The 26,624-nt window shown below is 38.2% G+C and carries 25 protein-coding genes; 10 read left to right on the forward strand and 15 right to left on the reverse strand.

All coding sequences use genetic code 11. From position 1 onward, the window contains the following. Positions 1-173 precede the first annotated feature (173 nt). The 3 genes from N178_RS02910 to N178_RS02920 all read right to left on the reverse strand — a co-directional run bounded on the left by N178_RS02910 (position 174) and on the right by N178_RS02920 (position 4,193). The gene (locus N178_RS02910; protein WP_013056967.1) at positions 174-1,373 is read right to left on the reverse strand and encodes an MFS transporter; all 1,200 of its coding nucleotides are present in this window, start codon (positions 1,371-1,373) and stop codon (positions 174-176) included. 230 nt (positions 1,374-1,603) lie between these two features. Next, positions 1,604-1,981 (reverse strand): PH domain-containing protein, encoded by a 378-nt coding sequence (locus tag N178_RS02915; protein ID WP_045290315.1) that lies wholly within the window; start codon positions 1,979-1,981, stop codon positions 1,604-1,606. A gap of 64 nt (positions 1,982-2,045) precedes the next feature. After that, a complete protein-coding gene (locus N178_RS02920; protein ID WP_045290317.1) occupies positions 2,046-4,193 on the reverse strand; it encodes a YhgE/Pip domain-containing protein in 2,148 nt (715 codons plus the stop codon). A 110-nt stretch (positions 4,194-4,303) separates the two neighbouring features. Between N178_RS02920 and N178_RS02925 the strand changes: the two genes are divergently transcribed. Then, positions 4,304-5,479 (forward strand): alanyl-tRNA editing protein, encoded by a 1,176-nt coding sequence (locus N178_RS02925; protein WP_045290320.1) that lies wholly within the window; start codon positions 4,304-4,306, stop codon positions 5,477-5,479. A 41-nt stretch (positions 5,480-5,520) separates the two neighbouring features. Here N178_RS02925 and N178_RS02930 read toward each other — a convergent pair whose 3' ends face one another. The 11 genes from N178_RS02930 to N178_RS02975 form a co-directional block, all read right to left on the reverse strand. Further along, positions 5,521-6,444 (reverse strand): 1,4-dihydroxy-2-naphthoate polyprenyltransferase, encoded by a 924-nt coding sequence (locus tag N178_RS02930; protein ID WP_045290322.1) that lies wholly within the window; start codon positions 6,442-6,444, stop codon positions 5,521-5,523. 342 nt (positions 6,445-6,786) lie between these two features. Next, entirely contained in the window at positions 6,787-6,921 is a 135-nt protein-coding gene (locus N178_RS27740) for a hypothetical protein (protein ID WP_272946309.1), read from the reverse strand. A gap of 132 nt (positions 6,922-7,053) precedes the next feature. Next, positions 7,054-9,666: a helicase-related protein gene (locus tag N178_RS02935; RefSeq protein ID WP_045290324.1), complete on the reverse strand. Its 2,613-nt coding sequence runs from the start codon at positions 9,664-9,666 to the stop codon at positions 7,054-7,056. 238 nt (positions 9,667-9,904) lie between these two features. Continuing rightward, positions 9,905-11,266 carry a purine-cytosine permease family protein gene (locus N178_RS02940; protein ID WP_045290326.1) on the reverse strand — a complete coding sequence of 454 codons (1,362 nt, stop codon included), beginning with the start codon at positions 11,264-11,266 and terminating at the stop codon, positions 9,905-9,907. A 20-nt stretch (positions 11,267-11,286) separates the two neighbouring features. Beyond that, positions 11,287-12,735: an aldehyde dehydrogenase family protein gene (locus N178_RS02945; protein ID WP_045290328.1), complete on the reverse strand. Its 1,449-nt coding sequence runs from the start codon at positions 12,733-12,735 to the stop codon at positions 11,287-11,289. An 82-nt stretch (positions 12,736-12,817) separates the two neighbouring features. After that, positions 12,818-13,801, reverse strand: a complete 984-nt coding sequence (gene speB / locus N178_RS02950; protein ID WP_045290329.1) for an agmatinase — start codon at positions 13,799-13,801, stop codon at positions 12,818-12,820. A gap of 217 nt (positions 13,802-14,018) precedes the next feature. Beyond that, positions 14,019-15,401: a sigma-54 interaction domain-containing protein gene (locus N178_RS02955; protein ID WP_045290330.1), complete on the reverse strand. Its 1,383-nt coding sequence runs from the start codon at positions 15,399-15,401 to the stop codon at positions 14,019-14,021. 108 nt (positions 15,402-15,509) lie between these two features. Then, the gene (recQ, locus tag N178_RS02960; RefSeq protein ID WP_045290331.1) at positions 15,510-17,645 is read right to left on the reverse strand and encodes a DNA helicase RecQ; all 2,136 of its coding nucleotides are present in this window, start codon (positions 17,643-17,645) and stop codon (positions 15,510-15,512) included. 187 nt (positions 17,646-17,832) lie between these two features. Then, positions 17,833-18,885: a polysaccharide pyruvyl transferase family protein gene (locus tag N178_RS02965; protein ID WP_045290332.1), complete on the reverse strand. Its 1,053-nt coding sequence runs from the start codon at positions 18,883-18,885 to the stop codon at positions 17,833-17,835. Beyond that, on the reverse strand, positions 18,882-20,021 hold the full coding sequence (locus N178_RS02970; protein WP_045290336.1) for a glycosyltransferase: 1,140 nt from the start codon (positions 20,019-20,021) through the stop codon (positions 18,882-18,884). The genes N178_RS02965 and N178_RS02970 overlap by 4 nt, the downstream gene beginning before the upstream one ends. Beyond that, positions 20,014-20,718, reverse strand: coding sequence for a glycosyltransferase family 2 protein (locus tag N178_RS02975; RefSeq protein ID WP_045290338.1), 705 nt, complete (start codon positions 20,716-20,718; stop codon positions 20,014-20,016). The genes N178_RS02970 and N178_RS02975 overlap by 8 nt, the downstream gene beginning before the upstream one ends. Before the next feature lie 184 nt (positions 20,719-20,902). Between N178_RS02975 and N178_RS02980 the strand changes: the two genes are divergently transcribed. The 5 genes from N178_RS02980 (at position 20,903) to N178_RS03000 (ending at position 23,844) form a co-directional block, all read left to right on the forward strand. Then, positions 20,903-21,151 carry a hypothetical protein gene (locus N178_RS02980; RefSeq protein ID WP_045290340.1) on the forward strand — a complete coding sequence of 83 codons (249 nt, stop codon included), beginning with the start codon at positions 20,903-20,905 and terminating at the stop codon, positions 21,149-21,151. Beyond that, positions 21,151-21,363, forward strand: a complete 213-nt coding sequence (locus N178_RS02985; RefSeq protein ID WP_045290341.1) for a hypothetical protein — start codon at positions 21,151-21,153, stop codon at positions 21,361-21,363. The genes N178_RS02980 and N178_RS02985 overlap by 1 nt, the downstream gene beginning before the upstream one ends. A 257-nt stretch (positions 21,364-21,620) precedes the next feature. Then, complete coding sequence (locus tag N178_RS02990; RefSeq protein WP_237758378.1) at positions 21,621-22,352, forward strand: hypothetical protein; 732 nt, start codon at positions 21,621-21,623, stop codon at positions 22,350-22,352. 410 nt (positions 22,353-22,762) lie between these two features. Further along, positions 22,763-23,299, forward strand: a complete 537-nt coding sequence (locus N178_RS02995) for a hypothetical protein (protein ID WP_045290343.1) — start codon at positions 22,763-22,765, stop codon at positions 23,297-23,299. A gap of 131 nt (positions 23,300-23,430) precedes the next feature. Further along, entirely contained in the window at positions 23,431-23,844 is a 414-nt protein-coding gene (locus N178_RS03000; protein WP_237758379.1) for a hypothetical protein, read from the forward strand. 105 nt (positions 23,845-23,949) lie between these two features. On the opposite strand, the gene N178_RS03005 is transcribed toward N178_RS03000, so the two are convergent. Then, positions 23,950-24,210 (reverse strand): hypothetical protein, encoded by a 261-nt coding sequence (locus N178_RS03005; protein WP_045290346.1) that lies wholly within the window; start codon positions 24,208-24,210, stop codon positions 23,950-23,952. A 398-nt stretch (positions 24,211-24,608) separates the two neighbouring features. Between N178_RS03005 and N178_RS03010 the strand changes: the two genes are divergently transcribed. The 4 genes from N178_RS03010 (at position 24,609) to N178_RS03025 (ending at position 26,623) form a co-directional block, all read left to right on the forward strand. Further along, positions 24,609-24,935 carry a YflT domain-containing protein gene (locus N178_RS03010; RefSeq protein ID WP_013056955.1) on the forward strand — a complete coding sequence of 109 codons (327 nt, stop codon included), beginning with the start codon at positions 24,609-24,611 and terminating at the stop codon, positions 24,933-24,935. Positions 24,936-25,169: 234 nt separating this feature from the next. Next, entirely contained in the window at positions 25,170-25,436 is a 267-nt protein-coding gene (locus tag N178_RS03015) for a hypothetical protein (RefSeq protein ID WP_237758380.1), read from the forward strand. 275 nt (positions 25,437-25,711) lie between these two features. Then, positions 25,712-26,266 carry a DUF3231 family protein gene (locus N178_RS03020; RefSeq protein ID WP_045290350.1) on the forward strand — a complete coding sequence of 185 codons (555 nt, stop codon included), beginning with the start codon at positions 25,712-25,714 and terminating at the stop codon, positions 26,264-26,266. A gap of 63 nt (positions 26,267-26,329) precedes the next feature. Then, the gene (locus tag N178_RS03025; RefSeq protein WP_025752303.1) at positions 26,330-26,623 is read left to right on the forward strand and encodes a hypothetical protein; all 294 of its coding nucleotides are present in this window, start codon (positions 26,330-26,332) and stop codon (positions 26,621-26,623) included. Position 26,624 lies beyond the last annotated feature (1 nt).

Consider the following 26,624-nt stretch of genomic DNA (forward strand, 5'->3'; position numbering starts at 1 on the left):
CAACTAGAAGCAACTACATACATAAAACTAGCGCTCACTATCAAAATCAAAAAAATCCGAACGCGTTTGATTCTTAATCAAGAATCAAACGCGTTCGGATCTTCCTTTACCTAAGATGCTCTTGCTCCAGCCTCTTTTTAAGATAATAGCCATACATGTCTTTTCATTCTTTCTTAGTGGACATGAGTCTGCTGAGCCGGCATTTTTGACAAACGAACAGCTAGGAAAAAGGCTGTTGTAAGAAATACACCAATTAGAGCAATCACACCTTTCCAGCCGTACGCACTCCAGCATAATCCAGCCACCGTCCCGCCAACACTTGATCCTGCATAGTAAAAAAACAAATACAAAGACGAAGCCTGAGCTTTGTCATGAGTGGCTCTTCTTCCTACCCAGCTGCTTGCAATGGAATGACTTCCAAAAAAGCCAAAGGTCAGCAGCAAAAGCCCGGTAATTTTTATCCATAAAACCGGATGCAGCGTAACGATTGAACCTATAAGCGTAACAGCAATCGTACATAACAGCACTTTCTTCCGACCATATCGATCCGCCAGCGTCCCCATCCAGACCGAGCTGAATACTCCAACAAAGAAAATAACAAAAATAAAACTTACAAGCGTATGATTCCAAGAATACGGAGGAGCGGATAAAGCGTATCCAATATAATTGTATAAAGCTACGTTACTTCCAAGCAGCGCAAAACCAATAGCAAAAAGACACAGCATCCCTTTATCTTGAAGATGACTGCGAAGAGAGCCGGTAAGCTGCCTAAGTTCAAATGACCGGGAAGTAAAGTTCTGTGAATCAGGCAAATTCATAAAAAAAACAAATGTGGCCAACAAGCTGATTGCGCTTACAACGTCAAGAGCTACCGACCAGTTAAAATACTCCGTGAGCACTCCTGTCATAAGCCTTCCTGCTACGCCTCCAAAGGCGTTTCCGCTTATATAAATCCCCATCGCTTTTCCTAAACTCCCGGGTTCAATTTCTTCTCCTAAGTAAGCCATGGCCACAGAAGGCAGCCCTGCTAACACGATTCCTTGAATAACGCGAAAAACTAACAGCGTTTCAAAGGTAGAGCTAAATGCTGTCATGATGCATAGCAATGACGCAAAAATCAACGATAGGCCCATCAGTTTCTTTCGTCCCCACACTTCCGATAAAGAACCTAAAAAAAGCATACTAACAGCAAGCGTGATGGTTGTTAACGAAAGAGATAAACTCGCAAACGCCGGGGATATCCCAAATTCTCTAGAAAATTCGGGTAAAATGGCCTGTGTACAATATAAAATCGAAAATGTGTTGAATCCTGCTGCAAAAAGCGCAACATTTGTTTTGCGAAAAGCTGATGTTCCAATTACGGTATAACTCACAGTTGGTCACTTCCTTTTTTCTCTAAAAAAAGCATATCACGGTTTTTTTATTCTGTATAATTCATTATGTAAATCGTTTTCATGCATTTCAGTAATGAGTAAAATGACAATAGGAACTGACAACAGCCTAATTATTTTCAAACAGCTGCATGCGAGAATGAAGATGTTATCCTCTCCCGTTTCACAAAAGCATAAAAAAAGTCGAGCCAATTTTTCATGGCTCAACTTTTTTAATCTAATACATAAGATGCTAATACTTTTTGCACGTCGTAAACGCTTTTATCTTTACGAAATTCTTTTGAGATTGGCGCGCTAGAACCTGATACCCAAATATTTAATTCCGCATCCAAATCGAACGTTCCAGCCGTTTCTACGCTAAAATGGGTAATCGTCTTATAAGGAATGGAATGATAATCTGTTTTCTTTCCCGTCACTCCTTGCTTATCAACGATAATTAAGCGTTTCGTCGTAAACACCATTAAATCGCGAATGACTTTATACGCTTGTTCCACTCGCTCGTTGGCAATTAAAATGTTTTGTAAATCTTTTTCAGTTCCTCTTATATCTGCTTCTGATGCATTTCCTAATAGTCCATCTAATATACCCATGCTTATCACTCCTTTCTATCTACACTACCGCATTTTGTTCTGTCTGGAAACCTAAAACGTTTTTTTAATGAATTAATTTACTTTCACGCGCTTTTTTGGTTAATTTCGCACTCGTTTTACTAAGAGGCTTATGAAGAAAAATGCCAACGAGCAGCACGCCAAGCCAAATGCAAAGAAGAACCGTAACGTCTTTTCTTACAATATCCGCTAACATGCCTCCTACAACTTCTCTCATCATGCTTATTGCATAGGTAAATGGTAAAAACGGGTTGATTGCTTGAAAAAAAGCAGGCACAACTTGAATCGGAAATGTACCGCCTGCAGCGGAAAGCTGAAGTACAAGCAAAACAATCGCCATCGCTTTTCCTGCATTGCCAAATATCGCAACAAGCGTATAGACAATCGTCATAAACACGAAGCTGCACAGCAAGCCTAAAAAGATAAAAGGCACTTTATCTACGACGTACGTTTTGATTAAAAATAAATCGCCTAGCGTCACAATAAAAGCTTGCACAAGAGCAATGGACAAAAACGTTAAAAGTCTTCCAAGATAGACTTCATAGCTTTTAAACCGCTCTTCATCCGCTACTTCTACACTTAAAATCGAAACTAACAGCAAAGCCCCGACCCACAAGCAAAGCGTTGTGTAAAACGGCGACATAGCCGAGCCGTAGTTCGGAATGGGATAAAGCCTTTCTTCTTTTAAAAGAACCGGTTTAGCAAAAAAATCACTTTCTTTTTGCACATCGTTTTTTAGCAAATTAATAATATCTTCAATGTTTTCTTTTCGCTGAAATTCTCGTATCTTATCCGCTATATTATGTACATTTTGCTCGATTCGCGGAAAGTCTTTTGTTATTTTCGCAAGCTCCTGCTGCCCGAGCAAGATGCCACTCGCTGTTTTAGACAGCACATTCGAAACATCCGGCATGCTTTTATTGGCTTCCTCAAGCAGTGAGTTTGCGCTTGCCGTTTTATCTTTTGCCTCTTTGATTGCTTGTTCAACAGCGGGCACAATCGTAGAAGAATACGAATTCGTTAACGTATTTAATCTTGAAACCGCTTGGTCGGTGCGTGAGCTGAATCTATCAAGCACGCTTTGATTTGGAGCATCTCCATTTTGTGTTTGTTGCTGCAGACTGTTTACATCCGACAGCTGCTGCTGTAAAAGCGTGTTTACATCTTTTACGTCATTAATAACAGGTGAAAGAACTTCTTGTTGAGATAACGCATTTAAATCTGTAAGAAGCGTAAGAACCTCTCCTGTGTCAGCAATTTGTTTTGTTAACTGCACTTTTAGCTGTTCCGCTGCTGCGCTGACTTCAGCCGGTGCGATGTCTTTTTCCATCAGCTGATTCTTCAATTCTTGAACTCCGAGAGCTCGCTGTTGAACACGATGCAGCGTTTCGTTGATCGTCGGTTCTGCTGTTTTTAACACTTGATCGCTTTTAGTTAAAAAAGTATTTAGCTGCTGAGTCATCTGTGCGCCGTCAGCTGTTAGTCTCTCTACTTCAGGAAGAGCGGCCTGAGCTTTTGAGACAATAGCTCCAGCTTTTTGAGTGGTATCATTCGCTTCATTAATTACTTTTTTGATTTCAGGAAGACGATTTTCAAGCTCAAAAATTCGTTGTTCAACTTGTTGAATGGTCGGCAAATCCCGCTGCAGGGTAATACCTAGTTCGTTAAACACAGAAAAAATGGCTCCATTCGCTGTTTTGACGAATTTTTCACTAATCTGTTGTGTTAAGCTGCTGGCTCCTTTGCTTGTAATTTTAGGCGCCACGGCGTTTATTTTTTCGTTTACTTTGTAAATAATGACCGGCTTTTCCAAACGATCTTGAAGAACGGTACCAAGCTTTTGTGAAAAATCTTTTGGAATAACAATACTTGCATAATAGTCTCCGTGCTTTACTCCGTGATCAGCTTTTTCTTTTGAAACAAACGTCCATCCAAGCGTTTTATTTTTCTTTAATGTTGCAATAATATCTTTTCCCACGTTCACGTGCTGCCCTCTTATCGTAGAACCTTCGTCTTCGCTTGTTACTGCAATGGCAATACCTTCAGTCCGTCCGTAAGGGTCCCATGATGCTTTTATATTAAACCATGCATAAAAAGACGGCAGAATCATCAGCGTCAGCACAATGATAATCATCGCCCAATTGGTGAAAATTCTTTTTAAATCGCGCGTATAAATATAAACAGTATTTTTCATATGTCCCACCCAGTTTTATTGTTACAAGTTAGCTTATCCATGTTCGAAGAAACATATTTCTGATACTATAGAAAAAGTTAGATATGGTTTTAGTAGAAAGGATGATGAACATGACAGAAAGACTTTATTATAGCAATCCCTACACAAAAACGTGGGAAACAGAAGTGACAGAGACGCGCGCTCTTTCAAATGGCTACGCTTTAACGTTAAAACAAACTGCTTTTTATCCAGAAGGCGGCGGACAGCCTTCTGATTACGGTACTATTGCCGGAATTGAGGTAAAAGATGTTTATGAAGAAAATGGAGAAGTCTATCATCTCGTTGATACGCTCCCTGCACAAACGAACGTCACGTGTGAAATTGACTGGAATCGCCGCTTTGATCATATGCAGCAGCATAGCGGACAGCACTTACTTTCAGCTCTATTAATTGATACATATGATATTCATACCGTTAGCTTTCATTTAGGAAGCGAAGCTGTCTCTATTGATTTAAATGTGCCTCAGTTATTTCATGAGCAGCTATTACACATTGAAAAAGTTGTAAACGACGCTATTTACAGCAACCGCCACATTAAAACGTACGAAGTGAAAAAAGAAGATTTGCATACTCTTGCGCTTCGCAAAGTGCCCGAGCTAGAAGACGAAATTGTACGCATCGTAGAAATTGAAGGTATTGATGTTTCTGCCTGCTGTGGCACTCATGTGAACCAAATTGGAGAACTGGGCCTTATTAAACTTACAAAAACAGAAAAGCAGCGCGGCAATACACGCCTCTTTTTTAAATGCGGTATGCGTGCATTAGCTGATTATCAGCAGTCTCAAGAAATCGTAGCGGAACTTAGCAATAAATTCAGTACAAGCCGTGAGTTAGTTGTAGAACGAATTAAAAAATTGGAGACTGAACAAAAAGAACTGCAAAAACAACTAGAAGAATTAAAAAATGAAAATGCAGCTTATTTAGCAAGTGAATTAGAAGCCAAAAAAGAAGGATCATTTCTGTACCATCACTTTGAAAACCGTACATTAAAAGATGTGCAAGCTTTGACAAAGCAGCTGCTTCAAACGCCTGATACAACGCTTCTTTTTGCTTTTTCAAGTGATCAAAAGGTCTTACTTGCCCACAGCGGCAGTGAGGTAAAATGCGGAGAGCTTTATAAAGAGCTTCTTCCTCTTTACGATGGAAAAGGCGGGGGCGGACCAAAACAAGCCCAAGCCAGCTTTTCATCTTCTGAAAATATGAACGCCTTTATTAGCGCAGTAAAAGAAAAAATAACTCATGCATAACAAAAAGCCTGTCTTTTTAAAGACAGGCTTTTTCCACATAATCAGCTTACTAAATAGCCAATTAATAACCCAATTGATAAAGTAAATCCAAAAAACGTATTTGTTTGAGCAGTTGCTTTCATCGCAATAAGCTCTCCGCGTACAAATGCTTGTACGGCTTGAATTGGCTTAGGTGCACTAAGAAACACTAAGAAAATCCAAGGGCTAATATCGAAGAATACCACTAATGCAACGGTCCAAATATACGCAATGCCGAACAAAGCAGCTAAAAATCTAATCGCATTTTTAGAACCTAATAAAATAGCTAGCGTACGTCGTCCGCCTTTTGTGTCTTCTTCTATATCGCGAATGTTGTTAGACAAATTAATCGCCCCTACTAAAATCGCAATCGGAAGTGATACAAAGATGCTTTCAGACGTTACGGTATTTGTTTGAATAAAAAATGAAATTAAAACGAACATGGCACCCATGCAAAGACCTGAAAATAATTCTCCAAACGGCGTATACGCAATCGGAAGCGGTCCGCCCGTATACAAATAACCAATCGCCATACCTACTAACCCAACTAAAGCAAGCCACCAGCTGCTGTTTGCACATATATATACGCCTAAAATAAGAGCAATTCCATAAGAAATCAGTGCTAAATTTAATACCGTTTTCGGTTTCATTCCGTGTCTGACGATAGCTCCTCCGATACCTACGGAGTCTTCTGTGTCTAACCCGCGTTTAAAATCATAGTACTCGTTAAATAAGTTTGTCGCAATTTGAATCCACAAACATGAAAAAAGCATCGCAAGAAACATCCAAACGTTCACATGGCCATAAAACATGGCTAGAACTGTTCCAATCAAAACGGGCACAAACGATGCTGTTAGCGTATGAGGACGGGTTAATTGCCACAAAATCTTCCCTTTGCTATACTGCTCGACTGCAGCTTTGTTTTCTCTGTTATGACTTGTCATCATCCTCTTCCCTTCTATTACGAACCGTATCTCTATTTAAAAGTGCTGCTTTTAACATAACGAATGATAGCAAACTTACTCTAATACAATACACGTCCGCCCAACAAAAAAATCACGGAACTCTTTAAAATATAAGTTCCACCTTATATCATAATAATTTATCGCTCTTTTTACAAGATGACCGCTTATACATTTCCGGCTTTTTTTCTACAAAAATCTGCTTTGACGCAGAAATTTATAATAAAAAGATGAAAAGCTTATACGAAAAGTGAGGTTGAGACTTAACTAAATCAATCTCATCTAAAGATGAAAAAATGGGATAAATGATTTAGTATGGGGTGCTTGTTACATCGCTGCTGATTTCCGTGCAAGACTTCGCTTTCCGCGGGCGGCCGCTGAGTCTTCTCGTCGCTTACGCTCCTGTGGGGTCTCACCTGTTCCTCTTTTCCAGCAGGAGTCTTCGCCTTGCTCTCCAATCAACAGCTAGAAGCCCCTACATACATGAAACCTACGTTCACTATCGCAATGAAAAGATCCGAGCGATTTATCGTTCGGATCTTTCTTCAACTAACATAATTTTGTACAAGCCTCTTTTTTTATCTCTATATCTTATTAATTAAAATCGTAGTCGTCCTCATGTCTTCTGCGAAATCTTTTATGAAAACACGAATCGCATATCGCATGATCATGATTCCAAGGAAGGTCTTTAGAACACGCACTGCACGTTCTTTTAAATTTTTTCATATCTTTTCTTAATACGTTATGGATTTTATCTGTAAGCTCTTCTCGAACACGCTCCCAGTAAATAGTTTCTGGCCTTCTGTCCATTCGATATAAAAACAAAAGATGCAGGCCAATCGCCTTATAAGACAGCTCTAATTTTTCCAGTGAACCTTCTATTATCCTTGGTTCAGGTAATTCTTCTCTGTTAACAATCGCATTCATGCTAGCCACCCACTGTTTTTTCAAAGAGCTTTCTTTGGCTGAAAACGGCAGCTGCAAGTAACCGTATAAATCAACAATGGGCATTTTCGCTTCAATCAGCGTGTCTTTCACTTCCTCATAAAGCTCACGTTCTTGTGCCAGATTTGATTTTTGTGTCCCTTTTGGATTTTTAAATTTAGCCCACATGTCAAAAAACGTTCCGAGGTCATGTTGATATTCTTTAAATCTTCTGAGCATATCTGAAGTAGGCGCAATTGAAAATTTACTGATTTGCTCGTCTGTTGAAAATAACAGTTCTCTCATTTGCTTTGCATCTTTAGCGAATGCAACTTCTCCAACATTGTAGAGCCCCTTCCTTCCAGCACGACCTGCAATCTGCTTTAACTCCTGGGAAGTCAGTAATCTCCGTTTTTGCCCATCAAATTTCATGTTTTCTAAAAGCACAATTCGTCTAATTGGAAGATTTAATCCCATTCCAATCGCATCCGTAGACACAATGACAGTTGTTTCTCTATTAATGAACTGCTCAATTTGTTTTCTTCTCGTTTCAGGCGGCATACTTCCATAAATCACGCTCACTTTGTGACCATCTTTTTCTAGCTTAGCCGCTGTCTGGAGCACTTTTTTACGCGAGAAAACAATTAAAGCATCTGCGGGTTTCACTTGTTCAATTTTGAACTTTCGAAGATCTACTTTTAAAGGTATATCTCTTTCATACTCATAAATTTCTGAGATCACACCGTCTAACATCTCTTCTAACATACTTCGAATGCTTAAACTTCCGATCACATGAACTTGTTTGGCATTGGCTCGGGTGATGGCTTTATACCATGAAAACCCTCGGTCTCTGTCTTGAATCATCTGTGCTTCATCAATTACGGTTACATCGCCATGTTCTAATTCGCTAAACATCTCTACGGTACCGGCCATATGCTGAGCGTCTTCAACAATCTTTTCTTCTTCACCTGTTTTTAACGAACAAGCAACTCCATCTTTGTTCAGCTTTTCAAAAACTTCTAAAGCTAACAGGCGAAGCGGCGCTAAGTAACTACCCGAAGCAGCTTTTTTTAATGACTTTAATGCTGTATATGTTTTTCCTGTGTTTGTATCACCGAGATGAAGAATGTATTCCGTTTCTTTTCTTGGATCCATTTCGTATTCTGCACCAAAAATATAATTTAACTGTCGCTGTTCTTCTTCAATCAGCTTTTTCTTTTCTTCACGTTCACGTTCTTGTTGTAATCGTCTTTCTTCCAGCTGTTGTGCATATCGCTCTTTATGCTCTTCAATCGTTAAGTTGTCCTCTGAAACTTCTAGTACATCGGAAAGCTTTTCTTCTACGAGCATTTTTTTATATTCATAGACCAAATCCGATAAATTACTTCTGAGTGCTTTTATAATATCCATTCGTGTTACCGAAGCATTTGTATAAGATTTATACTCTTCTTTAAATAAAGCAGGAAGGTCATCCATAATCATAGTTGGAATGATTTCATAAATCTTATCGGTGATAAATACCTCGTATACATCCTCATACGTTTCAAACAAGATAATCGTTGAATATCTGTCTAATTCTGAGCTTACGCTGCCCGTGAGCTCTTGAAAAAAGTCATGAACCGTTTCATAATCATGACGTGTTAAATCACCGTTTTCTATTAATTCATCTTCAAGCTCAGTATGCGGCGCATAGTTTTCAATATACTTTGAGTTTGTTTCAATGTCTTTTGATAGCTGTTGTGAAAGCTTTTCTCTTATATGTAGGTAATACAGCTCTTTATTTACTTCCAAAATAGGAGCCGCTTCTAAATTTAACTGTAATTGATACCTGGCTTTTCGATCATTAATACTTTGCTGTCTTTCTTTCTCTTTTCTTTCTTCTTCTTTTTTGGCAAATTCAGCTCTTGCTTCTCCGTATAGAGATAGCCACTCTGCTTTATTGCCATTTCCGTATTGCTCTTTTAACCAAGAAAAAGCATCAAACTCCAGACCTTTTCTCGTTTCTTTAGCAAATAACTTATCTATAGCTTGAGGTTTATACCCTCTTATCTCAAAGCCTCTTTCTGTTAAATACGCTTTTCTGTTTTTCTTAGATACAGAAGAAACAGCTATTTTTCTCCACGCAGTCCCCCAGGCTTTCTTAATAAAAGAATGCCTGTCTGTTAAATACGCCTCTAAATCCAGACATTCGTCTTGTTCACCTAGTACGCTTTTTATATCCTGTAATAATGTATGTTTAGTTTTTTCAATGGCCCTGCCTTGAATAGCCTCTAATTCGAGCATAAAATTCTCCTTTGGAAAGTTTTCCTACATTTATTATAGAAAAGACCCCTTATAGAATCAAATACATTGTTATTACTTTATTTGAGGCTGGATTAATAAACTCTCTTCTTTCTGCTTTTACTTATTTCTCAGCTATTTTATCTACTTGCCTTTTTATCTTCTCTTCAACACAAAAAGCTCCTTTGAATAGAAGCTTTTTGACATTTTTTCAGATAATTCAGTCTACTTTAAATATCTATCAAGTATTTCTGTCAATTCCCTTTGAATAAGGGATTGAGAGCTGTGAAAGCTTGGTTAACGATACATGTAAAACACCTGTAAATAAAAAGGCCAAGATCGTTGCACCTGTGGCTATCGGGTGAACGTACGTGAAATAGTAGGCAAATACAGCACCCACTATGTAAGATACATACACATGAAGGTTAAATCCTTTTGTATACCAGTACAGTTTATTTTGTTTTTCTAAAATAGCTGAAATATCATAGTGTTTTTGGCGAATGATATAATAATCCACAAGAACAATCGCAATAATGGGAATAAATAAGACACCGATCATAAGCAAAAAGCTTTGAAAATTTGTCATTAACCACTCTTTTAGTAAAGAACCTAGGACTGTGACAACTCCCATCGTTAGTGCCGGTACCCAAAAGCGTTGCTTTGGAAAAATAGATAAATAAGACATTGTCGCGCTATACAGTACCATTACATTCGTAGACAGCACCGATAAAAAAATCACGATCGCTGCTACTAATCCTAATAGCGGACTATATGCGCCAATTAAATTTACTGGGTCATACGTTTGCGTCATATTTCCGAGAATCGAAAAACCGGAAACCGTTGCCCCTAAACCCATCGCAATTAAAGTCGCCACGTTATACCCTAAATACGTTCCCGCAATTCCCGTTTTTTCAGATTTACAGTTTCGGTTATAATCGCAAACAATGGGAATCCACGTAAAAGCTGTAGCTACTACAATATCAAAAGCTAACATCCCTGTAATGCCAGGATTTTCGTTCGCTTTCATTTGAATTAATTTGGCTGCATCGAATTCGATAAACAAATAGCTAAACACAACGGTTGCTAAAATGACCATAAGCGTAGCTACTAATTTTTCCGTTGCTTCAATTCCTTTGTGTCCGTATATAGAAATCGCTACTACCAACACTTGAGTAAGAATTGTAAATAGATTGATATTGCTGTAACCGGTCAAAAAAGTAATGGCATGATTTAAACTTAGCCCTGCCATGTAGGCTTGAATCCAGGCCCAGCCGATTAATGTAATAAGATTAACAGCAGCAGGAAGCATAGCTCCTCTTTGTCCAAAAGCAGGTCTCATTAAAACCATGGTTGGAAGACCGGTTCGAGTTCCGATATTTCCCATCAGCACGAGCGGTATAGCACCTACTAAAGAGCCAAGCACGATAATAAATAATGCCTTTAAAAATGTCATATCGGGTACAAACAGCATTCCCGTAAAAACGGTCGTTACTACCACATTGGCTCCTATCCACATGGAAAATGTAGAGAAGAAGCCCATACTTCTTTTATTGACTGCAATCGGCTGCACATCATCATGGGCAAGACCACTTTTTGTTGTCATTTTCTTTCCACCTTTCACTTTTATTGATACCAATTGGATCGAGCTAGCTTGGAATTTGTATTCACATGTTTTATTTCAGTAAAAGCAGCTAAGCCATATGGACCTAGCTCCCGGCCAATGCCACTTTCTTTAAAACCGCCCCACGCCGTTTCAATATGAGGCGTATGGTAGCCGTTGATCCAAATCGTTCCCGCTTGAAGCTGTTCAGCAACTCGCTCTGCTTTCATTAAATCATTCGTTAAAATTCCTGCAGCTAAACCAAATTTTGTGCCGTTAGCAAGGGCTATGGCTTCTTCTTCACTTGAAAAAGATTGAACGGTAATAACCGGACCAAATATTTCTTCTTGGACGACTTTCATATGCTGCTCCACATCAACAAGCACAGCCGGCTTTATATAGTTGCCACCTTCGCAGTCAATTAACGTTCCTCCTGTTAATAAATTCGCGCCTTCTTCTTGACCTAGCTTGATAAAATTCCGTATTTTGTTCAGATGCTCCTTGCTAATAACCGGACCCATCTCCGTTTCTTCTCTTAACGGATTACCAATTTTTATAGCAGCAACAGCCTCCGTAAGAGCAGAAAGAAACGGCTTATAGATAGATTCATGTACGAGTATACGCGATGAAGCTACACACACTTGACCTTGGTTAAAAAATGAGCCAAACATTGTCCAATCTACTGCAATATCAATTTCACTGTCTTCAAAAATAAGAAGCGGAGATTTCCCTCCCAGTTCAAGCGAAACTCTTTTCATCTCTTTTGCGCACTGCTGATAAATACGTTTGCCTGTTTCTGATCCTCCTGTAAAAGAGACTTTGGCTACGTCAGTGTGTTCAACAAGCGCACTTCCCACTTTACCGTCTCCCGTAAGTAAATTAAACACGCCTTCTGGTATACCAGCTTTTTTACATAGTGAAGCTAACTTTAAAAAAGAAAGCGGCGTTAATTCTGACGGCTTAAACACCACCGTATTCCCAGCTGCTAATGCAGGAGCCAGCTTCCACATGCCAAGCAGCAAAGGAAAATTCCAAGGAACGATTAGCGCGCATACCCCAATAGGTTCTTGAATGATTTTACTGTTTGTGCCGTCGAACATGTTCTTTGTCCACGGCTGATTTTCTTCTATTAAATTTGCGTAATATCTTAAACAATTAATCGTATCTTCTATATCTAACTGTGATTCTTTTATTGGTTTTCCTGTATTTAACGTTTCTGTTTCGGCAAATACACTCGCTTCATTTTCTAATAAATTTGCTAGTTTTTTAAGCACCTCTACACGCAGTGACTTATTTTTCTTCCATTCACTCTGCTCAAAAGCCTGCTTTGCTTTACCTACCGCTTCCTCTACTTGTTGAAGCGACGAATCAAACACTTCCGCTATGATCTTATTAGTCGCTGGATTGATAATTTCTCTTTTTAATGTTTTTTCCTGTTTCTTATCTATTTTTACATTTGCTTGCCCGTTCATACCCAAACACTCCCTATAGAGAACTCGTATATAAAAGTGGAAAGATACTAGTACCTTCCCACTTTTACCGTCTTTTTTATATTTAGTCGCGTGCTTTCACTAACAGCGCTTCTTCTTCTTTTGCTTTTTTTCTTAGCGCAATAAGCGTGATAAATTCATAGACAATGTTAGCGGCCGCCGCTGCTGTAATTTGACCATGATCATAAGCTGGCAGTACTTCCACTAAATCAAAACCGACAAAATCAATATTTGTTAAGCCTCGAACAAATTGAAGCGCATCGTCAATACTGGCACCTGAGACTTCAGGTGTTCCTGTTCCCGGCGCGTAAACTGGATCTAAAAAGTCAATGTCAAACGATAAAAACACAGGTCCTTCTCCTACACGCTCATGAATAATATCTAGCATTCTTTCAACGCCGATTTTTTTATATTCATTTGTCGTATACAGAGCCAAACCTAAGTTCTTTGCATCTTCTAAATCTTCAATGCCGTACAGACCGCCTCGCATGCCGATTTGAATCGAACGCGATACGTCTATTAACCCTTCTTCAATTGCTCGTCTGAATACTGTGCCGTGATTGTATTTTTGTTCGAAATAACTATCCCACGTATCAGAATGAGCATCAAACTGGATAAGCGCTACCGGTCCGTGCTTTTTCGCAATCGCACGAAGTTCACCAAGCGTCATTGAATGATCGCCTCCTAGTGAAATAGGAATAATTCCTTCATTCACAACCGGCGCTAGCCCTTCTTCAATTTTCTTATATGTTTCTAAAATATATCCGGGAACTACTGATAAATCGCCGTAGTCCACGCCCGAGATGTAATCAAAAATATTAATCTTTTGTTCTGGATTATACGGGCGAAGCAAAATGGAGAAATCTCGAATAGCTTCTGGCCCAAAACGTGCTCCTGTTCGAAAAGATTGACCTGAATCAAATGGAATACCCGTCACAATAAAATCCATATCTGCATTTACTTGTTCTACATACGGAAGTCTCATAAACGTTCGAGGTCCGCAAAAACGCGGAGATTCAAATGAATTTTTCGGCTGATATTTTGGCATGATTTATTCCTCCTAATAGGTTTCATTCATTAGCGCGGCATCATTATTTTAGATACTGACGCTTTTTATTTAGATACTTTTTATTAATGCAAAATGCATGCCAATTTTTATCATCTTATTTCGCGCAATTATGGACGATTTTTAATTCATAATAGAATCAAAACAAAAAAACTGATTCAGTATTGAATCAGTTAATTCATTTTGAATTAAAACTTCATTATTTAATATTGTACTTTCGTAAACGTCTTACGACCGTAGGCTGGCTGATTCCTAATGCATTTGCCATTTCATACGTTGTTTGACACTGACGATAAGCACGAATTAGCCAGTTTTTCTCCACTTCTGCAAGTGCTTGCTGAAGCGTCATTCCCTCAGAGGTTAACGTGTCCAGAGACTCCCATTCTTCTTTTTCACTGCTGCTATTTTCTGAGTAAAACGGGAGGTCTTGAGGCAAGATGCTGTTTTCATCCGTTGTTAACACAAGGCGTTCAATTGTATTTTCAAGCTCGCGCACATTTCCAGGCCACGGATATTCAACTAATATATTTAATGCTTCTGCATAAAAAAATTTCTTCATGTTATATTTTTCATTTTGTTTATGTAACACATGATAAAGCAGTGCCGCGATGTCTTCTTTTCTCTCGCGAAGCGGAGGAATAGTAATTGGAATAACGTGTAAACGATAAAATAAATCTTCGCGAAACGTTCCTTTTCTGACCATTTCTTTAAGCGGCTGATTGGTTGCTACAATCAGCCTGAAGTTTACGTGTTTGGCTCGTTCACTGCCGATTTTGGTGACTGTTTTTTCTTGCAGCACTTTTAACAGCTTTACTTGCATATCAAGAGGAAGTTCCCCTATTTCATCTAAAAAAAGCGTGCCGTTATGAGCTAATTCAAATTTCCCTATTTTCCCTTTTGTACTTGCACCTGTAAAAGATCCTGCTTCGTATCCAAACATTTCAGATTCGAACAAACTAGCTGGAATGGCTCCGCAGTTAATTTCAATAAACGGCTCTTCTTTTCGTTCACTTCCATAGTGTAAAGCACGGGCAAAAGCCGTTTTACCAACACCCGATTCACCTAGTAACACAACCGTTGCATCGCTGTCTGCCACGCGATTAATAACCGACCATACCTTTTTCATCGATTCACTTCGTATGACCATCTCATTTGACTGCTGTTCCCGAAGCTCTTCCACTTCGAGCTGATATGTTTTCATTTTCACTTCGAGCTGCTGATAATCTTCTTTTAAGCGCTGAAGCTCTGTTAAATCATGCGAAAAGCTAATGACTCTTTTCATACACTGATGTTCATCATACACGGGAATACCGGTTGCCATTACAACTTTTCCCGTTTCTGTTTTTTGCATCAGCTGTACTTCTTTCTTTTTCTTTAGCACTTCAATCGTAACGGAAGGTGAAAATATCCCGCGTTTTTGCAGTTCGTATACGGTTTGTCCCACTAACTCTGACACGTCATACCCGTATATATCACGGCAGTTTTGACTTGCTCGTAAAACAAGTCCTTTTTCATCGGTGATCACGATATTGTCGTGAGAAGCATGCAAAATTGCTTCAAGCTCTCGTTCAATCATTCCCATTCAGTCCTCCTTTTTGTGTAATCTGATTTTTCTAATATTTATATCTTTTATTTTATCAGTAAACTCGCTTACTCAACACAAAAAGCTCCTTTAATAGGAGCTTTTTGTTCAAGATATCTGCTTCATTTTTTGTTTAAACAGCGCTACTTTTATCATGAAATAAGTGAGATTTTCAGGTAATTCTTCTTTGATTGGCTTTAACTTTTCATCGCCTACTGAGGAAGCAGCTTCTAAAATAAGCTGTTCGTCCTCCTCTGAAAGAAAAGGTGACCAGTCAATTTCTTTTTCTTCTTCCGCACATTTAAACAAGTGATTTTCAATGGTAATGCGGCTCAATTCACGTTCTTCAGCAATTTCATCTAACGATTTTCCTTGCTGAAATAGCTCATATGTTACTAAATGAGACCCTTCTTTTGATGAAGCTCTTGCTTTTTTCGGAGCAGGCGCTGACACTTCTCGCTTTCGGTCCGGATGTTTCTCACAAAAATGTTTGATTTCAGTCGTAAATCGTTCTCCGTATCGCTCTTGTTTTTGTTCTCCGACTCCTTTTACAGTGGCGAACTGCTGGAGCGTCACCGGAAGTTTTGTACACATATCATGAAGAGTATCGTCTGAGAAAATGACAAAAGGAGGTACGCCGGCTTCGTCTGCCAGCTGCTTTCGAATGGAACGCAAATGAGCAAACAGCTCGTCGTCTTGGACAATTTGCTTCACTTCCATTTGTTCTTTTCTCATCACTTTTTCCGTCCCGAGAAGCACACCTTTTCCTTTGGCCGCTACGGATAAAGTAGGAAATGACCCTTGTCCTACTAAAATAAACTGCTCTGAAATCAAATACTCGATAAAATCGCTTACTTCTTTAGCGGACCGGTCGCTCATGACGCCGTACGTTTTCAGTTTATCAAAACCAAAATCAATTACTTTTTTATTTCGAGAACCCGTTAACACTTGAGCAATCATCATTTTACCGAAACGTTCACCCATACGAATCATACAAGATAACACTTTTTGCGTATCAACCGTTACGTCTATTTCCACGCGATCATCCGTACAGTTGCTGCAGCGTCCGCACTCATGCGCTTCACTTTCTCCAAAATAATGAAGAATATACGCCTGTAAACAGCCTTCTGTATGACAGTAGTTCACCATACTTTGCAGCTTTTCAAGATCTTGAATCTGCTTTTTAGGATTCGACGTTGACTGTTCAATCAAAAAGCGCTGCACGCGAATATCTTGAGGTGAATAAAGCACGATACATTCACTTGGAAGTCCGTCACGACCAGCACGTCCTGCTTCTTGGTAATAACTTTCCATATTTTTCGGAAGCTGATAGTGAAGAACAAAGCGAATATTTGATTTATCAATCCCCATTCCGAAGGCAGACGTGGCTATCATTACCTGAACATCATCTTGAAGAAAGCGATTTTGCTCTTCATCACGGCTGTTTGCGTTCATACCAGCATGGTATTTTGATACGTTAACTCCTGACTTTTGCAATCTAGCGTGAAGCTCTTCAACATCTTTACGCGTAGCGGCATAAATGATGCCTGCTTCTTGGTCATTTTTACGGATATACTGATCAATATAGCTGATTCGATCCTGACCTTTCACAACAGCGAACGATAAATTTTCACGTTCAAAGCCAGTCATCACTGTGTATTCTTCATTAATATGAAGAGCTCGGCAAATATCTTCACGCACTTGAGGCGTCGCAGTAGCCGTCAGCCCCATTACAATCGGAGCATTAGACAGCTTGCTGATGAGTTCATTGATGCGCAAATAACTCGGTCTGAAATCATGGCCCCACTGTGAAATACAGTGCGCTTCATCTACCGCTACAAGCGGAATGGGAAGCATTTGAAGCTGCTCTAAAAACTGCGGAGACTCCAGTCGTTCCGGCGCTACATAAAGTAACTTATATTCACCAAGCGCTACTTCTTCCAAGCGCTGCTGTACCTCTGTGTGCGTCAGCGAGCTGTTAATATACGTGGCCGGAATACCAGCTGCGTTCAGCGTATCCACTTGGTCTTTCATCAAAGAAATCAACGGAGAAATAACCAGTGTCGTACCTTCTAATAGCAATGAAGGAATCTGATAACAAAGCGATTTCCCTCCTCCTGTTGGCATAATACAAGCGGTATTGTGCCCTTCTAAAACATAACGAATCGACTCTTCCTGTCCTTTTCGAAATGAATCATAGCCAAAATAGGACTGTAAATGTGTTAAAGCTTGTTCAAACTGCAAAATTGCGTCCTCCTTTAAAATAAGTAGAAATAGTAGTTGAGGGATTATTAATCGAGGATAAACATTACAACTGCTCTTCCTATTCTAACAAAAAATTAGCTGCTGTGTTATTTCTAGCATAACTTCATGAAGAAATATATGTAATGCAAAAAGCAAGTACCTTACAAAGACACTTGCTTTTTACGGTTTAGAATATTTTTTTTCGAAAAGGTTCTATTAAATAAGGCTTATATAAATTTTCACTTTCTTTATACTGACTCAATATATCATCGTAATTGGTTTCAATATATGCTATTCGACTAAGAACATCTTTTTCTAAAGTTAGAGAATCGGGCGACACCACACATTTTTCTAAACCAAGAGAATACGCTAAGTCAAACACTTTAAAGCGATACCCTAGCGCCACACACGGAACACCTGCTGCTAAAGATAAAATATTTGCATGAAGCTTAAAATTAATCGTCATAGTGTAACGAGATAAAATAGTCATCAGCTCTTGTTCTTTATACAGCTTTTCATCCAACACCACATGTTCTGAATCATTAATTTTATCAAACAGTCTCTGACACGAAGCTTTATCACTTCCCCATACAAGATAGATAGCTATTTTGTACCCTTGTTGAATTAGTTTCTTACAAGCGCTTGCTAGTGCGTCTTCGACTGCCAGCTCATTTCCTCCATATAAACGGTTATACGTAGTTCCCCAGTTCACACCAATAATTTTTTCTTTTTTATCTCCTACCCTATTAGCACTTAACAACAAGCCAGGATCTCCGATAATGCGTATTTTTTCAGAATCGACTCCTATTGCTTCTAACGCTTTTTTAGCGAGTGGTCCTCTTATCCCTACAAAAGATACGCGATTAAAAACATCTTTCATTAGCTCGCCGTCTTTTTCAGTAAAAAGCTTACGTAAAGAAATGTTTTCTCCCGCCAGCATTTTATCCAGCTGTTCTTTTTCAACCCAGTCCATTCCGCTTCCCCAAATTAAAATATCTTTTCCTAAATCAGCTGCTTTTTGCAAGACTTGAAGATAACCCGGCAGTAATAGAGATCCTCCTCCTAAAACTATGGTATCGTAAGGCTCTACGTTTTTAAAATCAACTCCTGGAAAAGAAGGAGTAATTTCAATTTCCTCTTCACTGTAATACTGTTCGCTCAGCTCTTTAAACACATGCCAAAGCAGTTCGTCTCCTAAATTCCCAAACCCAATCCAGCCTATATACAGCACTTTTTTCATGTTGTCTCATCCTTTAGTTTATCAAGATATAACTCTATCAATTCTTCCGTTACTTTTGTGACCTCGAATTTGTTTAAAATCCACTCTCTTGACTGAAGTCCAATATTTTTAAGCTGTTGGGAAGAAGCAATAATAGTACCTAAATCACGAGCTAACGTAAATCGACTGCAGGCGTGGCGAGAGTTATGATCTCCGAAATAATAGTTCCACGCATTGTCATACTCATTTTTATCTACCAATCCAAAATAACCGTGATTGCCAACGGCTAGCACAGGCTTTGTACAAGCCATTGCTTCAAGCGCTACTCGCCCTGTTCCTACAACACAATCTGCTATGGGATAATAGTGTTGCATATCTTGTTTTTCACCTACAAGATGAATAAATGAATCTTTACACGTGCGATGAATTAAGTCAGTTAAATTTTCAAGATCTTTAAAGCGAGGGCCGTCTCCTACTACCACAACATGAAGGTGAGGAGCTTTCGACAGCTTTACATCTTTGCACGCCCGAAGCAGCATCATACAAATATTTGCCTTTGTCCAATTAATGCGGCTGCTGTATAACAAAACAAATGCTTCTTCAGGAATGTTCAATTGAGCTTTTAACTCCGTTACATCCCTTTCACTGTATTCTTTTGTATCAACTCCATTGGCAATTAAAATCGGCTCGACTGATGTTTCTTCTTGAACATATTCGTATACCGGGGGACTAACGCATATGGTGGCTGAAGCAAGTGCTACTACTTTGAGTAATTCACTTTTAGGGTAATATGTGCCGTGGACCGTGAAAATAGTGGGAATTCTTCTTTGTTTTGCAACCGAAAAAGTTAGGTATGCTGAAGGAGTTTGGTGAGCATGAACAAGAGAAATATCTTCTTTTTCAATAATTTGCTCAACTTGGCTGATTAGCTCATTTCTTTTTTCTTCTTCTATATTTAATGTATAAGGAAAATCAACTTCATAAATGGGGCAGCCTAAGTCATAAAATTTATCTATCATTCTGCCTTTATTCCCAGCAATGACTATATGGATGCCTTTTCTAAGCATCTCTTTAGCTAAACTAAATACGTGCGTTTCCGTTCCGCCTACTTCAATACTGTCTAAAACCATTAGTATACGCAGAGATTCATTACTCATCTTTTGTGGCTTCCTTTCTATAAAATTGTTGAGAACGCTGTTTTGAGTGAAAACGATAATAGTATAAAACGTCGGGTAAGTTTTCCACATTCAGCTTTGCATTTAAGCATTTTGCAATAAACTCATAGTCTTCAGCGCCTTTAATTCTGCGCGTCGGACCTCCTATTTTGTCAAACACTTCACCTCGAAACAAAAGCGTCCCATGGCACACGCAGTGTCCGCCTTTTGCATATAATTCGCGAATGTTTTTTCCATATCGAAGCCAATTTTCTTTTTTGAATTCTTGAAAATTCCCATCGTGAAAATAAGCATAGCTTGATCCTAGCACGTCAATCTCGGGATGTTTTTCTAAATAAGCTACCTGTTTTTCTAACCGTTCAGGATGCGATATATCGTCACCATCATGCACTGCAATGTACTCTCCTTTACTTAAAAAATAGCCAATGGTCGAGGCACCTGCAAACCCGACGTTACGGGGCAACTCTATTACTTCAACATGAAAAGAAGGGTCGTTTTCCGCTATCCACTCTTTTATTACACTACTTGTGTCATCTGAAGATGCATCGTTCACTAAAATAACTTCTATATTACGATACGTTTGTTTTAATAAACCATCTAAACATTCTTTAATGAAAGATGAGATATTATGGCAGGTTACTACTATGCTCACTAGTCCTAAAGTCCGTTCATATAACATTTTTACATTCACCTCACATTACTATATGCAATCGCATATGAAAGGTGAGACAAGTAATCTTGAATCTTTTATGATGTCCTTAAAATCCCGCCCTTTTTTTAAGTATAGGAAGTTTGTCCCTGTCAATAGAAGACTTTTTGAATATATTGAAATGTATGATTAAAAATGAAAGGAATGATTTACAATGGCACAAGTTTTATCAGCACAAGAAATTGCCCAAGTTCGGGCATTACTTATCACAGCCATAAATTCAAGTGTAGAAATCGTTACAAATTTTGGTTCTGTCATAGGTGAAGAAGTTGTAGAAAGAGGGTCTGTTATCAAAATTCCTCTTGATTACGTTGTGTTAAAACAGTCCGAAAATAATTTTGTTTATATTCCGTTAGCTAGTATTAATGCAGTAATTCTTCTAAATGAAGATGGTGATTTATAATGAATTTTTCGCTACTTTTAGAAACTCAGCTTCTCCAATCTATTGGACTAACTTTAGAAATTGCTACTGATAATGCGCTTTTTGAAGGTGTTTTAACAAACTTTGAAGATGGGTTGATTAAATTAGAAGAAACTGTAATAGGTTATGAAAGAGAAAATCGAAGTGTATTTATTGCACTTTCTTCTGTTAATTTTATTAAAGTACAATTGTAAATTAAACTTATTTCTATTTCTCTCCCGTCACATATATATTCAACCCTCTAAGTTTTTTTGATCCAAGCTAGTTTTAAAGGAAATCAGATAAAAAACACCCCAATTACTATGAGATCACTACGCTATTAGTTCTAAGGGCTGGCCAAATGCCCTTTTTTATAATTTTAGACGGTAACCTAGTCCACCTTAGTAAGCTTTAGCATTATATATATCAAGAGGCTTAAAAAACCTCTTAAATAACTCGGAGGTGAAAGTTTATGTCATATTATGACAAAAAGTATATTAAAGGCGAGCATAAGAAACATGAGTGTAAAGAGGATTGCAAAAAACATGAGGAGAAAGATGATTGCAAAATGGAACATCACAAGCATTATGAGGAAGAAGAAAAAGGTTTATTAACTGAGTTCGATGTAGATCAATTCCCTGCAGTACCAGTTTCTTCAACGGCAATTCCTAATTTAAACGATGCTATTGCAGAAGTAGAAGTTTGTGTTGACGATCGCTCAGATCGAGTAGCATTAGATGCTACAATTGAGTGGCAGCCAGATAGTGTTAGCCTCGTAGGTCTTGCACTTGGAATTCTTCTACAGATTTTAAGAACTCTTGGGATTTCTATTCCGTTAGCAGTGCCGGCAACATTTAGAATTTGGCGTAAAGGCTCTACAGGAACTGTACTAATTTCTGAAAAAACAGATTCAAGTTCACTTGCAGGAATATCTATATTAACACCACTTTCTGCTGCTGGAGCTGGTCTTGGAGTCAGTATTCTATTTAGCCGCATCACAACTTCTATCCATGCTGTGGATACAAATCCTCCACTTGGCGAAAACGAGTATTTCTTAACAATTGATTTAGGTCCTTTCAATCTTGTTTTAACTGGTTTAACTCCTCCTGCAGATGCTGCTCTTGCTCCGCTATCTACTATTGATATTGACCGTACGAATGTAATTAGCTACACATTTACAGCTTCAGAAATTGAAGCTAATTAATAAATAGACAGCAAATATTTATTCATCTAGATTACAATTAACTAAATGTTTTTACCTCTGCTCTCTAGCAGAGGTATTTTTACTATGACTACCAATAAGCAAAGTATCGCACATGTAAAAATCCCCAAATAACATGATTCAATTATCAATTTAGAAATTTTAAATATTTTTAATTATACGGCTCATTTTTTCATAGGAACCCTTTTTTTATACACTTATTTCTTATTCTCTTGATCAATGCATATTAAACAAAAAACATCAATCTATCTTTTAATTAACTTTAAATATTCTTACCTTATTAGATAATCATATTTTTATATAATTAAACCCTTGTCCATTGCAAAACCTTCACCTCCTGCATTTACTATACTAGAAGGTGAAAGCCTTCAAACCTAAGGTGAGGTGAAAACATGTCATATTATTACAAAAATTATTTAAAAGGTAGTCCTGACAATGATCGCAGACACCGCTGTAATAATGATTGGCATAGACATCACTGCAAAAAATGCTGCGACGATGATTGTGAGAGACCAGATTTTGATGATAGACCTGCGTTTGGCACAGTAACAGGTACAACAATAACAGGAACGGCTGTAAACACTCCCCTAACATTTACCAACCTTCTGTCTCCAAGTGAGAACGTACGAGTTGTTTCTAGTGGAATAGAAGTTTTAGAAAGCGGAGAGTATTTTATTTCATTTTTAGTATTCTTCACTCCTGTTTTAGCTACCACAACTGTTTCGTATACGATCAACGCTGGAGGCTTTACTCAAACTGTTCCTTCTTCTGCTGATAGGGCTACAGCATCACTCGTCCGTTATTTAAGAAGAGGCGATACGGTGACAGTTACAGCAACGGTAACAACTGCTGCCGGAACTACTACTATCAATGCCGCTCTCACAGTCGCAAAAATCTCGTCGCGTTTTTCTGAAAAAGATTTTTATTAATTCCTATCACATTTATTTCCCTCTTATTTAATAAGAGGGCTTTTTTTATTTCTTGTGTAACCCCTTCCTAAAATTCTTTTCCCCATTCCCCCCTTTTTTCCTGTATAATAAGTAGTAAGAAAGAGGTGCTTATGACGAGACATCCTGTAGAAACGATTTATTATTTAGAAAATCCTCAGCGTGATATTTCAACGTATGCTTCGACAACACAGTTAACGGTTGAGTCTGTTGTAAAAGATGTGTTTGGTGTTGCTTGCGTAGCAGACATTAAAATTATGCTTCAATATAATAAAGAATTCCGAAAAAGCATCAGTCAATTACACAATGCAATGGACGATGATCTTACGTTAGAAATGGTTTTTCGAATTGCGTCAAAAGAAGATTTGATGCGATTCAAAAAAAGATTACTTGAAAGCAGTTTAGATGACGCAGAAACGTCAATAGACTGTCCATTCAGCGCGACCATTCAGTTGCAAGACGGTCGTTATACGTGGAATGAATCCACTTCCGTGTATGAAAAACAAAAAGAACGTCTTTCATCTTAAGCTTTTATTTTTTATGTATGAAAAAAGCCTGTATCTTAATTCCTTACTTAAGATACAGGCTTTTTGGAATTTGTTCTACATTTTCACTTTTATATTAAAAAACAATTAAGCGGTAATCATTGTCGCAGTGGTCTTCACAATGATGTTTTTTCTCATACCCGTCATGCTTATGGCATTTTTTCTCGCAAGAGCATTTGCTGTGGCCATAGTCGTAGTCGTCATGCTTGTGGCATCTTTTCTTGCAAGAGCATCTGCTGTGACCATAGTCGTCATGCTTGTGACATCTTTTCTTACGAGAGCATCTGCTGTGATGATGGTCCTCACAGTTGTGGAATCTCTTTTTGCAACATCCCATTCTACTATCATCTCCTTCTTTCTTTGTCCCTATCAGTATATGAAAAAGAAAGGAATGTGCACGGGTGCCTGTCCTAGGTTGAAGGATTTTTTTTAAAATGTGCGTACGTCTGTGGCTTAAACTTCATACCGAAAAAGTAGTATTTGGCGTACAAGTAAAAATAATTATGCAAGCGAAATGCTAGGCTTGCTAAAGCCTCTTCCTGCTGATCCTTTCCCAGATTCTCCTTAAAAATAACAGCGCTTTTCCCTCTTTTTCTATGTTAGATTTTTTAACTCAATTTCTGGAAATAGGTTTTATCACTTCTAATAACGTGTATACACAAAGCAAGGAGATAAGTTACTTAAACTTCTCTTCATTACTAAATATATTCTAGAAAGTTGTCTATCATACAAGGAGGTTGTTTGAAATGGTAAATGTAAAAGTAGTTGAAAATGGCGTACAGGCAAAAGATACAATCGAACAATTTTTGCGTGAAGGATTTACAAAGGACGAAGTTTATTTACTTGCACACCATCAAGATCGCTCCGAGGATTTAACAGCTGCAACAAATACAAACAATATCGGTCTTTCTGAACAAGGTGTTTTTGATGCGATTGCGAATGTGTTTCGTTCTCGAGGAGACGAGCTTCGTGCCAAAATGCGTTCATTAGGATTATCACAGCCGGAAGCTGAACGCTATGAAGAAGAATTAGATCACGGTAAAGTAATCGTCGTGGCATCAAAAGTTGCTTGATTTAAAAGCCCTACAGCAGGGCTTTTTTATTTTTGTTTTCTACCCTTCTTCCTCTTTCCTTAAAGAACACTTTGCCTGTTCTCATTTATATTAAAGAGATGGCTAGTCAATTTTTATTGGCTGCCTTTTTTATATGCTGTTTTAATTCGTTGATGAGCGATTAAAAAATGAAATGGATATAATTAAAGAAGTCATCCCTACATATGATTATGAAGATAAGAGTTACTGCGAGGAGTGATATATTTGATTATAGGAATTGAGTACACAAAACGTGTGAAAAATGGATTAGTCGTTAAAAATATTCCTTACAAGATACACGATAAACCTTGTGATGAAGGCTGCTGTAGAAATGATAAAACGATAGGCGCCAGAGACAAATTAAGGGTTAATTGGCTGTTAAATGTTTTTATGCCTAGCAAAAATATAACGGTATTTGATTATAAATATTGGTCAGAAGAACTAACTTCGTTATGGAGAGAGCATCGAAGAAAAACGATATAATACATCTGGTAAAAAAATCTCCTTAATGAGCAAGGAGATTTTTTCTATTAACTTTATCTTCTAGCACCAACCTATTTATCAAGCATTTCAACAATTTTTATACCTTTAGATGCGGTTACAGTAAATGTACCATCACCATTATAAATTGCTGAGTAGGATGCTTTTCCTTCCACTCATGATAACCAATTTCATATGTAACATTTCCTAGCTGTGTTTATCCTTTTCTGCTGAAGGCAATAATGAAAATGCATAAACTATATAAAGGGTGAAAAGTTATGATTAACGTCATTGAGACACTACTTGATTACATAAAGAACTCTTCTACAGATGATACGCCTCCTCGCCCACATATCGGTGAGACTATGGGGTGTTGGCTGTATTTCACTGCTTTAGCGGAAGAAATACCTGCTTTAGAAACTTGCCTTAATACAACAACTAACAGTGAACTGCTTAAGCTTGTTCAAGACTCAAAAAACCTGGCTGAATCTCAGATTGATACACTCAAAAAATTAATGATTAAAGAAGGAATTCCCCTTCCTGAAATACCGGCTACCAAACCGAAATCTGATCCTAACAGTATTCCATTAGGAGCAAAAGCCACGGATTCTGAAATCGCTAACTTAATATCTGTAAAAATTGCCTCTAATATCGTCATGTGCAGCACGAATATGGGACAATCTATTAGAACCGATATTGGATTAATGTGGTTGAAATTCCACACTGAAAAAGTCATATTAGGATCAAAAGTGAAAATTCTAATGCAGCAAAAAGGATGGCTCAAAATTCCTCCTTATTATTATCCACCTGGAGCCCCTCATAACTCTAATTGAAGTGTTCTTAGGTAAGCAGCATAAATAATCTTACATCCAACACATTTAACGAGGTGCTTGAACATGGATTTCCCTACAATTCATACAAATTTTTGGGACGCAGTCATTGGTGTTCCTGTCGTATTAATCGTGACGCAGCTGATCAAATGGCTTTTTCATCCTAAAAAGCAGTATGTTCCGACTATTGCTTTAGCTGTCGGCGTGCTGTTTTCAGTATTTATCAGTCACCCTCATCATATTATTGCCGGATTGTTTATGGGATATTTTTATGGATACGCCGCAATTGGCAGCTATGCCGGTCTTAAAACAACGTGGAGAACAATTAGAAAAGATACGTCCCCTTATTCATCAGATTAAA

The sequence above is a fragment of the Priestia aryabhattai B8W22 genome (assembly GCF_000956595.1).
Lineage (GTDB): Bacteria > Bacillota > Bacilli > Bacillales > Bacillaceae_H > Priestia > Priestia aryabhattai.